Raw genomic sequence first — 12796 nt, 5'->3', positions numbered from 1 at the left:
ATCAGGACTCCACGACCATCAGTGTGTGCCCGGTCGGGTCGCGGAACCAGAACATCGGTGGCACCGGCTCGCCCATTCGCGCCACCTGCGCATCGACGTCGACGCCGAGTTCCTTCATCGCCGTGTCGGTGGCGTCGATGTCACTGGTGGTCAACGTGACACCGGTGTTGGTCGGCTGCACCGGTCCGCTATCCGGCGGGGGTGGAGCAAGCGCGATGCCGGTCGCGCCCTCGGGTAGGTAGACCTCGATCCACCGGTAGCCGCCACCGAACGGCTGGTCGGTTCGCTTCTCGAACCCGAGCGATTCGTAGAACGCGACCGCTTTGTCCTGTTCGGTTGTCGGCAGGCACACCAGGCTAATCGTCGTCAGGCCGGTCATCGTGGTGGTCATCTCGCCCCTCCTGGTTGGTCGGTTCTTGCATCAGCGCCGTACGCCCGCGCGATGTCCTCTGAGCCGGCCCAGCGGCTATACGTCGGCGACTGCGGCCAGCCGTCCGGTGAGTCCTGCCACTCTTCTTGACGCCCATACGGCAGCACGTCGATCAATGCGAAAGAGTGACTCAGCTGTTCGGTGCCGCGCCCGTTGGTATGCCAGGTGCGATACACCCGATCGCCATCGCGCAGAAAGACATTCACCGCGAACCCGCCGCCCGGTGGAGCGTCGACATCAGCGCCGAACGAGCTGTCGGCGGTGGAGTACCAGGTCATCCGGTTCCCGACGCGCCGCTTGTATGCGAGTGCTTCGTCGATAGGTCCCTGTGTGACGATGACAAATCGGGCGTCATAGTTGTCCAGAAACTCCAGGCGGGTGAACTGCGCGGTGAACCCGGTGGAGCCCGGACACTGCCAGTCCTCACCCGGGAACCACATGTGGTTGTAGACGATCAGCTGCCGTTTACCGTCGAATACATCGACCAACCGCACAGGTCCGTTCTCGCCTTCCAGGATGTAGTCCGGCATCTCGACCATTGGCAGCCGCCGTCGCTGCGCGGCGATCGCGTCGAGCTCGCGGGTGGCCGCCTTCTCCCGGACCCGAAGCGCATCCAATTCGCGCTGCCAGACCTCCTGGTCGACGACGGGTGGCAATTCTGCGGTTTTCACGAAAAATCCTCCGTTGCGATGTTCACTCTGTCAACATTGGTAATGTTCACACCGTACACTTCGGCCCAGAGGAGGGTCAAGGGTTGGTTGACTCGAAGACCGGTTACCACCACGGTGATCTGCGCGCGGCATTGATCGACGCCGGCCTTCAACTCACCCGGGCCGGTGGGCCGGAAGCGCTGACCATCCGGGAAGCGACTCGGCGAGTTGGAGTTTCGCCTAACGCGGCGTATCGCCACTTCGCCGACCGCGAAGCGTTGCTCAGCGCGGTTGCGACGGCCATCCAATCCCGGATGGCGGCACGGATGCAAAGCTCGCCGCGCCGACGCGGCTCAACGGGGCAGCAGGCGCGCGATCGGCTGCGAGCCGTCGGGCTTGGCTACATCGGGTTCGCGGTGGACGAGCCTGGTTGGTTCACGGTGGCATTCTTTGGATCTGACGCCCCAGACGAAACGGCCATGGCCCCACCGTATGTCGCATTGGTCGAGGCACTCGACGCCATGACGGATGCCGGAGTGCTGCCGCCCGAACGACGCGACGGCGCCGAGTGGCCGTGCTGGTCTGCCGTGCACGGGTTCGCCGAACTGGCCCTGCGCGGACCACTGCGCGGCGCGAGGCGCCGTGAGGTGGAGTCGCTGGCTCAGCGCACGGTCGACGACATCATTGCCGGCGTTACAGCCGTTCGATGATGGTGACGTTGGCGGTGCCGCCGCCTTCGCACATCGTCTGTAGGCCGTAGCGGCCGCCGGTGCGCTCCAGCTCGTTGAGCATGGTGGTGAAGAGTTTTGCCCCGGTGGCGCCCAACGGATGTCCGAGGGCGATCGCGCCGCCGTTGGGGTTGACCTTCTCGGGGTCGGCCTTGATCTCCTTGAGCCAGGCCAGCACGACCGGGGCGAACGCCTCGTTGATCTCGACCGTGTCGATGTCGTCGATGGACAGCCCGGTCTTCTCGAGTGCGTAGCGGGTGGCCGGAATCGGTCCTGTCAGCATGAATACCGGGTCGGCGCCGCGGGCGCTGATGTGATGGATGCGGGCTCGCGGTGTGAGTTTGTGGTCCTTGACGGCCTGCTCGGACGCCAGCAGCACCGCGCTGGCACCGTCGGAAATCTGGCTGGCCACCGTAGCGGTCAACCGACCGCCCTCCGACAGCGTCTTCAACCCGGCCATCTTCTCCAGCGACGTCTCGCGTGGCCCCTCGTCGATCCGGAACCCGTCGACGGCGACGATCTCGTTGTCGAAATGTCCGCCCCGGATCGCGGCCAGCGCCCGCTCGTGACTGGTCAGCGCGAACTGCTCCATCTCCTCCCGGGACAGGTTCCAGCGTTCGGCGATCAACTCCGCGCCGCGGAACTGGGAGATCTCCTGATCGCCGTAGCGGTGCAGCCAGTTCTTCGACTCGCTGGTCGGCGAGGTGAACCCGAACTCCTTGCCGACCACCATCGCCGACGCGATCGGGATCTGGCTCATGTTCTGCATGCCGCCGGCCAGGATCAGGTCAGCGGTGTTGGCCATGATCGCTTGCGCACCAAAGGAAATAGCTTGCTGGCTGGAGCCACACTGCCGGTCGACGGTTACCCCGGGAACCTCCTCGGGATAGCCGGCCGCCAGCCAGGCATTGCGACCGATGTTGCCGGCCTGCCCGCCAATCGCGTCCACGCATCCGACCACCACGTCGTCGACGGCGGCCGGGTCGACGTCGACCCGTTCGAACAGCCCGTGAAATGCGGCCACGCCCAGATCGATCGGGTGCACGCCGGCAAGCGATCCGTTGCGCTTACCAACGGCGGTACGGACGGCCTCGACGATGTACGCCTCTGTCATTTGTGTCGCTCCTCCTCGTCGCTTCGCTCCGACACGTGCCATTTCTGATCTCCTTCTTTGGTGATTCCGCCTAGAACGATAGCGAGATACTGCTGACCCACCTGTTCGGCGGTGAGCGGTCCGCCGGGCTGATACCAGCGCACCGACACCCAGGTGGTGTCGCGAATGAATCGGTAAACCAGGTCGACGTCGAGATCGGGACGGAAATAGCCTTCCTCGATACCCTGGTGCAGCACGTCGACCCACATCTTGCGCTGCTGCTTGTTCATGTCCTCGATGTAGGAGAACCGTGGCTGTGACAGCAACCGCTTGGCCTCATCCTGGTAGATGACGACCTGCGCATGCCGGTGCTCGATCGCGTCGAACGACGCCATGAACAGCCCCTTGAGCCGCTCCAGCGGATTCGACTCGGTGTCGATGATCTCCTGGTAGCGGTCGAACAGCCAGTCCAGGAAGGTGTGCAGCACCTCATCGACCATCTCTTCTTTGGACGCGAAGTGGTGGTAGAGGCTGCCCGACAATATGCCGGCACCGTCGGCGATGTCGCGGACCGTGGTTGCGCGCAGGCCGCGTTCGGCGAACATTGTCGCCGCCAGTGCCAACAGCTCGTCGCGCCGGTTCATGGGTGTTGACTCGACACCGAGATCACTTCTCCAGTCAGGTAACTGGAGTAGTCGCTGGCCAAGAACGCGATGGTGGCCGCCACCTCCCACGGCTCGGCCGCTCGTCCGAACGCCTCACCGGCCGAGAGCCGATCGAGTAGATCTGCCGAGGTGGTCTTGTCCAGGAACTTGTGCCGGGCGATGCTCGGCGATACCGCATTGATCCGCACTCCGTAGTCGACGGCCTCGATTGCGCTGCACCGAGTCAACGCCATGACTCCGGCTTTGGCTGCCGCATAGTGGGATTGCGAGTGCTGGGCGCGCCAGCCGAGGACGCTGGCGTTGTTGACGATCACTCCGCCGTGGTCGGCGTCGCGGAAGTAGCGCAGCGCCGCGCGGGTCGCGCGAAAGACGGACGTCAGCGTGACGTCGAGGACGCGGTCCCATTCCTCGTCGGTCATGTCGGCCACCGGGGTTTGTCCGCCCAGGCCGGCGTTGTTGACCAGCACGTCGATCCGGCCCATCCGCGCGTGGGCCGACGCGATCAGCGCGTCGACCTGGGCGGAGGAGGTGACGTCGCAGACCACGTGCTCGACGCGACCCTGGCCCAGCGCCGACAGTTCCTCGGCCGCCTCCCCGAGGCGCCGCTCATGGTGGTCGGAGATGACGACGTCAGCACCCTCGGCCAGTGCCCGTCGAGCGGTGGCCGACCCGATGCCGGTGCCCGCGGCTGCCGTGACGATCACGACCTTGCCGGTCAGAAGTCCGTGTCCGGCAACCTCTTTCGGCGCGACCGCTAACGTCATCTAGCCTCCCTGGGTAGGCCAAGCACCCGCTCGGCGATGATGTTGCGCTGAATCTCGTTCGAGCCGCCGTAGATGGTGTCCGCGCGGGTGAACAGATAAAGCCGCTGCCACTCGTCGAAGTCTCCGCTGTCCAACACCAGGCCGGCCTTACCCCGCACGTCCATCGCGATCTCGCCGAGCTCACGATGCCAATTGGCCCACAACAGCTTTGAGACGTTGTCCTGTCCGGGCTGCTCGACGTCCATCGTCGCCAAGGCGTACGAGCGCATCGCCCGCAGGCCGGCCCACGACCGGGTCAAGCGTTCGCGGATCAGCGGATCGTCGGCAGCGCCAGTGCGTTTCGCGAGTTCCGCGACGGCGTTCAGCTCGCGCGCGTAGACGATCTGTTGACCCAGTGTCGATACGCCGCGTTCGAAGGTCAGCGTTCCCATCGCGACCCGCCAGCCGTCGCCCGGTGCGCCGACCACCAAGTCGGCATCGGTGCGGGCATCGTCGAAGAACACCTCATTGAATTCCGAGTCCCCCGTCAGCTGCACGATCGGGCGGACCTCCACCCCGGGCTGGTCCAGCGGTACCAACAGATAGGACAACCCGGCGTGGCGCTTCGAGCCCTTCTCGCTACGCGCCACCACAAAGCACCACTGTGCCCAGTGTGCCAGCGACGTCCACACCTTCTGGCCGTTGATCACCCACGCGTCGCCGTCCAGCACCGCGGTGGTGGACACATTGGCCAGGTCGCTGCCGGCACCAGGCTCGGAGTACCCCTGACACCACAGCTCTGTGACGTCGAGGATTCGGGGCAGGAACCGCTGCTGCTGCTCGGGCGTGCCGAAGGCGATCAACGTCGGCCCGAGCAGTTCCTCGCCGAAGTGGTTGACCTTTGCGGGCGCGTTGGCAATCGCGTACTCCTCATAGAACGCGACCCGATGCGCGACGGACAGGCCGCGGCCGCCGTGCTCGACCGGCCAGCCCAAGCAGGTCAGGCCCGCTTGCGAGAGATGCCGATTCCAGGCCCGCCGCTCCTCGAACGCCTCGTGCTCGCGGCCCGGCCCGCCAAGCCCCTTGAGCGCGGCGAATTCACCGACCAGGTTCTCGGCCAGCCAGTCGCGTACCTCGGCCCGGAACTCCTCGACGCCCTGCACCCCTGTAGGCTAACCTACCAAGCACTTGCTTTGTTAGCCCCGGCGGCGATGTGCGTCGTGCAAGAGGAGTTCGATGTCGAGCCATCCGCAGACCATTCCTGCGGCGTTGGACCGCATCGCGCGCGAGCTCCCGGACCACAATGCGCTGGTCACGCCGGATCGCACCCTCACTTTTGCCGAGCTGCGCGACGAGGTGCGCCACGCCGCGGCGGCGATGATCACGCTGGGCGTAAACACCGGCGACCGGGTGGCGATCTGGTCGCCGAACACCTGGCACTGGGTGGTCGCCTGCCTGGCCACCCATTACGCCGGCGCCACCGTGGTACCGCTGAACACCCGCTACACCGCGGCCGAGGCCACCGACATCTTGGCCCGCACCGGCGCTCCGCTGCTGGTGGGGATGGGTGAGTTCCTCGGCACGGACAGGATCGCCGATCTCGACCGGGGTGCACTGCCCGAGCTGCGTCATATCGTGCGGGTGCCCGTAGAAAGCAGCGCGCGTTTCGACGACGGGACATGGGACGAGTTCATCGCGGGCGATACCGACCTCGGGGCCGCCGATGCCCGCGCCGCCGCCGTGTGTCCCGACGACCTCTCCGACATCCTCTTCACCTCCGGCACCACCGGCCGCAGCAAAGGCGTCCTGTGTGCGCACCGGCAGTCGCTGTGCGGTTCGGCGGCGTGGGCGGCCTGCGGAAAGATCACGAGCGGCGACCGCTACTTGTGCATCAATCCGTTCTTCCACAACTTCGGCTACAAGGCCGGAATCCTGGCCTGCCTTCAGACTGGCGCCACGCTGATACCGCAGCTGACCTTCGACGCCGAGCAGGCGATGCGCGCGGTCGCCGAGCACCGGATCACCGTGCTGCCCGGACCGCCGACCATCTACCAGACGCTGCTCGACCATCCCGCCCGCGGTCGCTACGACCTGAGCTCACTGCGGTTCGCGGTCACCGGCGCGGCCACGGTGCCGGTGGTGCTGATCGAGCGGATGCAGACCGAACTCGACATCGACATCGTGCTCACCGCCTACGGCCTGACCGAATGCAACGGGTTCGGCACCATGTGCCGCGCCGACGACGACGCCGTCACGGTGGCCACCACCTGCGGACGCCCGATCGCCGATTTCGAGTTGCGAATCAACGGGGCTCACGGTGCAGAAACAGGAGAGGTGCTGCTGCGTGGCCCCAACGTGATGCTCGGTTATCTCGACGACCCCCAAGCCACTGCGGACACCATAGACGCCGACGGCTGGCTGCACACCGGTGACATCGGAAAGCTCGACGGCGCAGGCAATCTCCAGATCACCGACCGGCTCAAGGACATGTACATCTGCGGTGGTTTCAACGTCTACCCGGCCGAGATCGAGCAGGTACTCGCCCGCCTGGACGGTGTGTTGGACTGTGCGGTGATCGGCGTGCCCGACGAGCGGCTGGGCGAGGTCGGCCGAGCCTTCGTGGTGACGCGGCCCGGATCCGGTCTCGACGAGCAGGCGGTGATCGCGTACACCCGTAAGTGCTTGGCCAACTTCAAAGCCCCCCGTTCGGTGAGGTTTGTCGACACGCTGCCGCGCAACGCGGGCGGCAAGGTGGTCAAACCGCTACTGCGAGAGATGCCGTGATGGACCTTGATTTCGACGACGACACGCAGACATTCCAGCAGGAGGTGCGCGAGTTCCTGACGGTGAACCGGGACGCGTTCCCGACGCTGTCCTATGACACGACCGAAGGATTCGAGCAGCACCGGCGTTGGGACAAGGTGCTTTTCGATGCCGGTTTGTCGGTGATCACCTGGCCGCGCAGGTACGGTGGCCGCGACGCGACCCTGCTGCAGTGGGTGGTCTTCGAGGAGGAATACTTCCGCGCCGGCGCCCCCGGGCGGGCGAGCGCCAACGGCACCTCGATGCTGGCGCCGACGTTGTTCGCGCACGGCACCGAGGAACAGCACGATCGAATATTGCCGAAGATGGCCAGCGGCGAGGAGATCTGGGCGCAGGCCTGGTCAGAGCCGGAGTCCGGCAGCGACCTGGCCTCGCTGCGCTCGACAGCCACCCGCACCGACGGCGGTTGGCTGCTCAACGGCCAGAAGATCTGGAGCTCGCGAGCACCGTTCGGCGACAGAGCCTTTGGCTTGTTTCGCTCTGATCCCGAAGCGGAGCGCCACCGGGGGCTGACGTATTTCATGTTCGACCTGAAGGCCGACGGGATCACCGTGCGGCCGATCGCCCAACTCGGCGGCGACACCGGGTTCGGCGAGATCTTCCTCGACGATGTCTTCGTGCCCGACGCCGACGTGATCGGCGAGGTGCATGACGGTTGGCGGGCCGCGATGAGCACGTCGAGCAACGAACGCGGCATGTCGCTGCGCAGTCCGGCGCGCTTCCTGGCCGCCGCCGAACGTCTGGCGCAGCTGTGGAAGACCTACGGCGACAGCGCCTTCGGTGATCAGGTAGCCGATGCGTGGATCAAAGCGCAGGCCTATCGGCTGCACACCTTCGGCACCGTGACCAGGCTGGCGAACGGCGGTGAACTGGGCGCCGAATCCTCCGTGACCAAGGTATTCTGGTCCGACTTGGATGTGGCCGTGCACCAGACCGCGCTGGACATTCGCGGCGCCGACGCCGAGCTGGCCGGCACCTGGACCGACGGCTTGCTGTTCGCACTCGGCGGCCCGATTTACGCCGGTACCAACGAGATTCAGCGCAGTATCATCGCCGAGCGGCTATTGGGGCTGCCCCGGGAGAAGACTAAATGAGATTCGATCTTGACGCGCAACAGCGCGATTTCGCAGCCAGTATCGACGCGGCACTCGCCGCGGCCGATGTTCCGGGCGCGGTGCGCGCCTGGGCCGACGGTGACACTGCGCCCGGCCGCAAGGTCTGGGCGCGGTTGGCCGACCTGGGAGTCACCGCGTTGGCGGTGCCGGAGCGGTTCGACGGCCTCGACGCGCATCCGGTCGACCTGGTTGTCGCGCTGGAGCGGCTGGGACGCTGGTGTGTACCCGGTCCGGTCACCGAATCCATTGCGGTAGCACCGATCCTGCTCGTCGAGGATGACCGGTGCGCCGCGCTGGCGGCTGGCGAGCTGATCGTCACTGTCGCGCTTCCACCGCAGGTGCCCCGGGCGGTGGACGCCGATGCGGCCGGGCTGGTACTGGCCGCCGAAGCGGACGGCTGGGTGAGTGAAGCGCACGTAGGCGACCGGCACGAGTCCGTCGACCCGAGCCGTCACTTGTTCGACACCGACGCGGTCTGCGAAGCGTGGCAGGCCGATGTCGCCCGCGCCTACGAGTTCGGCGCATTGGCCACCGCCGCGCAACTGGTCGGGGCCGGCCAGGCGCTGCTGGACGCCGCGGTCGAATACGCCAAGCAGCGCGCCCAATTCGGCCGGGTCATCGGCTCGTACCAAGCGATCAAGCACAAGCTGGCCGATGTACATATCGCGCTCGAGCTGGCCCGTCCGCTGGTCTACGGGGCCGCATTGTCGGTGGCGGATCAGTCCCCCGACACCCCGCGCGACGTCAGTGCGGCCAAGGCTGCGGCGTCTGACGCCGCGTTGCTGGCAGCCCGGTCGGCGCTGCAGACCCACGGTGCCATCGGTTTCACCGCCGAGCACGACTTGTCGCTCTGGCTGTTGCGGGTGCAGGCGTTGCGGTCAGCCTGGGGTGACCCGGCCACGCACCGGCGACGGGTATTGGAGGCGCTGACGTGACTGAAGAACGGGAGCTGTTGCGCGAGACCGTGGCCGCGCTGGTGGCCAAGCATGCCTCGCCCTCCGCAGTGCGCGAGGCGATGGAATCCGAGCATGGCTACGACGAATCGCTGTGGCGGCTGCTGTGTGAGCAGGTCGGCGCTGCCGCGCTGGTGGTACCCGAGGAATACGGCGGCGCCGGCGGCAGTCTCGGTGACGCGGCTGTCGTTCTCGAAGAACTCGGCAAGGGGCTGGTGCCCAGCCCGCTGCTCGGCACCACGCTCGCCGAACTGGCGCTGCTGGCCGCAGACGATCCCGACGCCGACGCGCTGGGATCGCTGGCCGAAGGCGCGGCGATCGGCGCGGTGGTGTTCGACCCCGACTATGTGGTCAACGGCGACATCGCCGACATCGTCATCGCGACCAACGACGGCAAACTCGACCGATGGACGGCGTTCGGCGCCGAGCCTGTCGCCACCATGGACCCCACCCGCCGGTTGGCCCACCTGACGCCGCAGAGCACCGCACCAGTGGGCGCCGATCCCGGCATCGCTGATGTCGCCGCGATCCTGCTGGCCGCCGAACAGATCGGCGCCGCCGCCCGCTGCCTCGAGCTGACCGTCGAATACACCAAGGAACGGGTGCAGTTCGGTCGGCCAATCGGCAGCTTCCAGGCGCTCAAACACCGGATGGCCGATCTCTACGTCGCCGTGCAGGCCGCGCGTGCGGTCGTCAACGACGCGCTAGATGCGCCTTCGGCAACGTCGGCGGCGTTGGCCCGTGTCGCTGCCACCGAGGCGTTCAGCACGGTGGCCGCCGAAGGCATTCAGCTGCACGGTGGTATCGCGATTACCTGGGAACACGACATGCAGCTGTACTTCAAACGGGCGCACGGCAGTTCGCAGCTGCTGGGTCCGGCGCGCGAAGACTTGCGCCGGCTGGAATCTGAAGTGTTCTAGCCTTGGGGACATGAGCGATCACGTCGCACTGCGCGCCGGGGTCCCGCCTTTCTACGTGATGGACGTCTTGCTGGCAGCCGCGGAGCGCCAGCGCAGCCACGGTGATCTGGTGAACCTATCGGCGGGCCAGCCGAGTGCCGGGGCGCCTGAGCCGGTGCGCGCTGCCGCGGCGGCGGCGCTACATCTGAATCAGCTCGGCTACACGGTGGCGTTGGGTATTCGAGAGCTGCGCGCGGCCATCGCAGCGTCGTATCTGGATCGTCATGGCTTGCAGGTCGATGTGGACGACGTAGTGGTGACGACGGGCTCATCGGGGGGCTTCCTGCTTACCTTCCTGTCCTGCTTCGACGTCGGTGACCGGGTGGCGGTCAGCAGTCCCGGCTACCCGTGCTATCGGAACATCTTGGCGGCGCTCGGGTGCGAAGTCGTGGTGATCGAATGCGGGCCGGAGACCCGGTTTCAGCCCACCGTGCAGATGCTCGCCGAGCTCGACCCGCCGGTGCAGGGCGTCGTGGTAGCCAGCCCGGCCAACCCGACCGGAACGGTCATCCTGCCCGCGGAGCTTGCGGCGATCGCATCCTGGTGTGATGACTCGGGGGTGCGGCTGATCAGCGACGAGGTCTATCACGGGCTGGTCTACCCGGGCGCACCGCAGACCAGCTGCGCCTGGAGCACGTCGCGAAATGCGATGGTAGTCAACAGCTTTTCCAAGTATTTCGCCATGACCGGGTGGCGGCTGGGCTGGCTACTGGTCCCGCACGAACTGCGCCGGGCGGTGGACCGCCTGACCGGAAACTTCACCATCTGCCCTCCCGTGTTGGCGCAGTACGCCGCCGTCGCGGCGTTCACCCCCGAAGCCGTCGAAGAAGCCGACGGGCATTTGCACCAATACACCGTCAATCGCACGATGCTGCTCGAGGGTCTGCGTGAAATCGGGATCGACCGACTGGCGCCCACCGACGGCGCATTTTACGTCTATGCCGACGTCTCGGACTTCACCGCCGACTCGATGGTTTTCTGCTCAAAGCTGTTGGCCGACACCGGGGTAGCGATTGCGCCGGGTATCGATTTCGATCCTGAGCGCGGCGGTTCGTACGTCCGACTGTCCTTTGCCGGGCCGACGAGTGACATCGAAGAGGCGTTGCGCCGGTTGGGCGCATGGCTGCCAGGTCAGAAAGGCGGTGGCTCGTAGCGTGGCGCGTGTTTTCGGAGTTTTTCGGCGAGTCGATCCTGGGCAAGTCGCTCTTCGTTGATACGTCGTTCCGAGGTGATGCGGTAGTGACGATCTGCCACACGCGTACGTTTCCGCCGCGGCATCATCAGTGTCCTACCGATATTGGGTGGTCCGGTCCTCCTGGCAATCGTCAGCTCACCCGTTGACGTGGCCAACATTGGGAAAAAGATGCTCCCGCCAGGGGTAGTGGCGTAGGTGTGACCGCTGGGAGCGATCCACTCCACGGTGCCGTCCGGTAGCTGACGATCTGCCCAGCCGTCAAACCCCGTGTAGAACGTCTTCAACAAGTGGTGATAGCGGCAGAGCAGCTTCAGATTCGATGGGTGCGTGGGACCAAGCGGGAACGGGACGGTGTGGTCGATGTCGCATACCTCAGCCGGCTCATCGCATCCGGGGAACCGACACGTCAAATCCCGAAGGCGCACGAATTCGGCCAACGCCGCCGAAGGTCGACAACCGGGTTCCGGATTGGTCGAGGGCTTGACCAACGGCTTGACCTTCGCGGTTGCGGCCATGTCACGCAAGGTGATTGATGGCACCGGCCCGAATCCGGGCAAGTAGCCAGGGGCTTCAGAGTCTCCGCTGATCGTCGCCTGCTCAGCCAAGACATGGACCACCACGTCGGTGGCCGGACGTCGTTGTGCTGCCGAGCAGGCCGGCGACCCGCATTGGCAACGCATGGCCGGCAGTCCGGCGGCCAATGCGCCCAACGCGTCCGCCCGACGTTGCTTCTTGGTTCGCGGATCTGCCTGGCAGACCGTTTCGGCAAGTGCGTCAAGCTTTTGGTCCAAAGCCGCGCCGTCTGTAGCGTGCAACTGCGCCCAAATCCCTGCCAACCCAGAATCCGTGGGCTCGATTTCGACATAGCGGTCTTCGCTGCGCTGTCCCGGCACCCGCGTGCCAGCCGGGTCGAACCGCATTACCCACAAGTCGATGCGCTCGATGAGCTTGGGCTCGGAGAGCCGCATCCACTTCGGCGCATGCCTGGCCACTGCCGCATCCAGCTTGGCGATCAACACCGGATCCTCGACCAACTCGGTGCGGGATACGACCGCGGCCACCAGACGAAAATCGATGAGTCCTCGAGCAAAGACTTCAGCGACTCGGGGCAGCCGCTCGCGCAACGCGATCGCATAGCGCAACCGTCCCCGGGCCCGACCGCGGCTGAGGCCCAACGCAGCGGCTACCTCGGCGACCACATTCTCATGGCCGTCGATGGCCCAGTTCAGCCGATCGACACGGTTCTCGGGTGCGCGACGCGCATATAACTCGCCGATCGCGGCCAACTCCCGCCCACACATCGCGTTCCGCTCGTGCGCCGCGGCTGTGATGGCCTCCACCACACCGGCGTCATCCACATCAGCGAAGGTCCTTCTGACCTGCGGTGATGCGCCGATATCGAACATACTTTCGATGTTACACCGCACCTACGACAAGCGCTT

General features: G+C 66.0%; 13 protein-coding genes. 6 read left to right on the top strand and 7 right to left on the bottom strand.

The window, feature by feature from the left end:
- Nucleotide 1: 1 nt before the first annotated feature.
- Together ACLQI9_RS02795 and ACLQI9_RS02790 are read right to left on the bottom strand one after the other, a co-directional pair.
- The gene (locus ACLQI9_RS02795; RefSeq protein WP_442379540.1) at nt 2-391 is read right to left on the bottom strand and encodes a VOC family protein; all 390 of its coding nucleotides are present in this window, start codon (nt 389-391) and stop codon (nt 2-4) included.
- The gene (locus ACLQI9_RS02790; protein ID WP_442390943.1) at nt 388-1101 is read right to left on the bottom strand and encodes a DUF899 domain-containing protein; all 714 of its coding nucleotides are present in this window, start codon (nt 1099-1101) and stop codon (nt 388-390) included. Before ACLQI9_RS02790 ends, ACLQI9_RS02795 begins: the two co-directional genes overlap by 4 nt.
- Before the next feature lie 83 nt (nt 1102-1184).
- Here ACLQI9_RS02790 and ACLQI9_RS02785 point away from each other — a divergent pair, with 83 nt between their 5' ends.
- A complete protein-coding gene (locus ACLQI9_RS02785) occupies nt 1185-1790 on the top strand; it encodes a TetR/AcrR family transcriptional regulator (RefSeq protein ID WP_442379536.1) in 606 nt (201 codons plus the stop codon).
- Here the strand turns inward: ACLQI9_RS02785 and fadA6 are convergent.
- From fadA6 to ipdE1, 4 genes are read right to left on the bottom strand one after another with little or no spacing between them, the layout of a single operon-like run.
- Nucleotides 1774-2922: a steroid 3-ketoacyl-CoA thiolase FadA6 gene (gene fadA6 / locus ACLQI9_RS02780; RefSeq protein WP_442379534.1), complete on the bottom strand. Its 1149-nt coding sequence runs from the start codon at nt 2920-2922 to the stop codon at nt 1774-1776. The genes ACLQI9_RS02785 and fadA6 overlap by 17 nt on opposite strands.
- Complete coding sequence (kstR2, locus tag ACLQI9_RS02775) at nt 2919-3545, bottom strand: TetR family transcriptional regulator KstR2 (protein WP_442379532.1); 627 nt, start codon at nt 3543-3545, stop codon at nt 2919-2921. Before kstR2 ends, fadA6 begins: the two co-directional genes overlap by 4 nt.
- Nucleotides 3542-4330 (bottom strand): (5R,7aS)-5-hydroxy-7a-methyl-1-oxo-2,3,5,6,7,7a-hexahydro-1H-indene-carboxyl-CoA reductase, encoded by a 789-nt coding sequence (ipdF, locus tag ACLQI9_RS02770; protein ID WP_442379530.1) that lies wholly within the window; start codon nt 4328-4330, stop codon nt 3542-3544. Before ipdF ends, kstR2 begins: the two co-directional genes overlap by 4 nt.
- Entirely contained in the window at nt 4327-5472 is a 1146-nt protein-coding gene (ipdE1, locus tag ACLQI9_RS02765) for an acyl-CoA dehydrogenase IpdE1 (RefSeq protein ID WP_442379528.1), read from the bottom strand. Before ipdE1 ends, ipdF begins: the two co-directional genes overlap by 4 nt.
- Before the next feature lie 73 nt (nt 5473-5545).
- Here ipdE1 and fadD3 point away from each other — a divergent pair, with 73 nt between their 5' ends.
- The 5 genes from fadD3 to ACLQI9_RS02740 are packed head-to-tail and all read left to right on the top strand — an operon-like array spanning nt 5546 to nt 11312.
- The gene (gene fadD3, locus ACLQI9_RS02760; protein ID WP_442379526.1) at nt 5546-7093 is read left to right on the top strand and encodes a 3-((3aS,4S,7aS)-7a-methyl-1,5-dioxo-octahydro-1H-inden-4-yl)propanoate--CoA ligase FadD3; all 1548 of its coding nucleotides are present in this window, start codon (nt 5546-5548) and stop codon (nt 7091-7093) included.
- On the top strand, nt 7093-8226 hold the full coding sequence (locus ACLQI9_RS02755; RefSeq protein ID WP_442379524.1) for an acyl-CoA dehydrogenase family protein: 1134 nt from the start codon (nt 7093-7095) through the stop codon (nt 8224-8226). The genes fadD3 and ACLQI9_RS02755 overlap by 1 nt, the downstream gene beginning before the upstream one ends.
- Nucleotides 8223-9182: an acyl-CoA dehydrogenase family protein gene (locus ACLQI9_RS02750; protein ID WP_442379522.1), complete on the top strand. Its 960-nt coding sequence runs from the start codon at nt 8223-8225 to the stop codon at nt 9180-9182. Before ACLQI9_RS02755 ends, ACLQI9_RS02750 begins: the two co-directional genes overlap by 4 nt.
- The gene (gene ipdE2 / locus ACLQI9_RS02745) at nt 9179-10120 is read left to right on the top strand and encodes an acyl-CoA dehydrogenase IpdE2 (protein ID WP_442379520.1); all 942 of its coding nucleotides are present in this window, start codon (nt 9179-9181) and stop codon (nt 10118-10120) included. Before ACLQI9_RS02750 ends, ipdE2 begins: the two co-directional genes overlap by 4 nt.
- A 10-nt stretch (nt 10121-10130) precedes the next feature.
- A complete protein-coding gene (locus ACLQI9_RS02740) occupies nt 10131-11312 on the top strand; it encodes a pyridoxal phosphate-dependent aminotransferase (protein ID WP_442379518.1) in 1182 nt (393 codons plus the stop codon).
- On the opposite strand, the gene ACLQI9_RS02735 is transcribed toward ACLQI9_RS02740, so the two are convergent.
- Complete coding sequence (locus tag ACLQI9_RS02735) at nt 11291-12760, bottom strand: HNH endonuclease signature motif containing protein (protein WP_442390941.1); 1470 nt, start codon at nt 12758-12760, stop codon at nt 11291-11293. The two genes, ACLQI9_RS02740 and ACLQI9_RS02735, sit on opposite strands and share 22 nt — an antisense overlap.
- Nucleotides 12761-12796 lie beyond the last annotated feature (36 nt).

Source organism: Mycobacterium sp. (assembly GCF_052143115.1).
Lineage (GTDB): Bacteria > Actinomycetota > Actinomycetes > Mycobacteriales > Mycobacteriaceae > Mycobacterium.
Note: the sequence above shows the minus strand (reverse complement) of the source record. Positions and strands in the feature narration are given on the sequence as shown.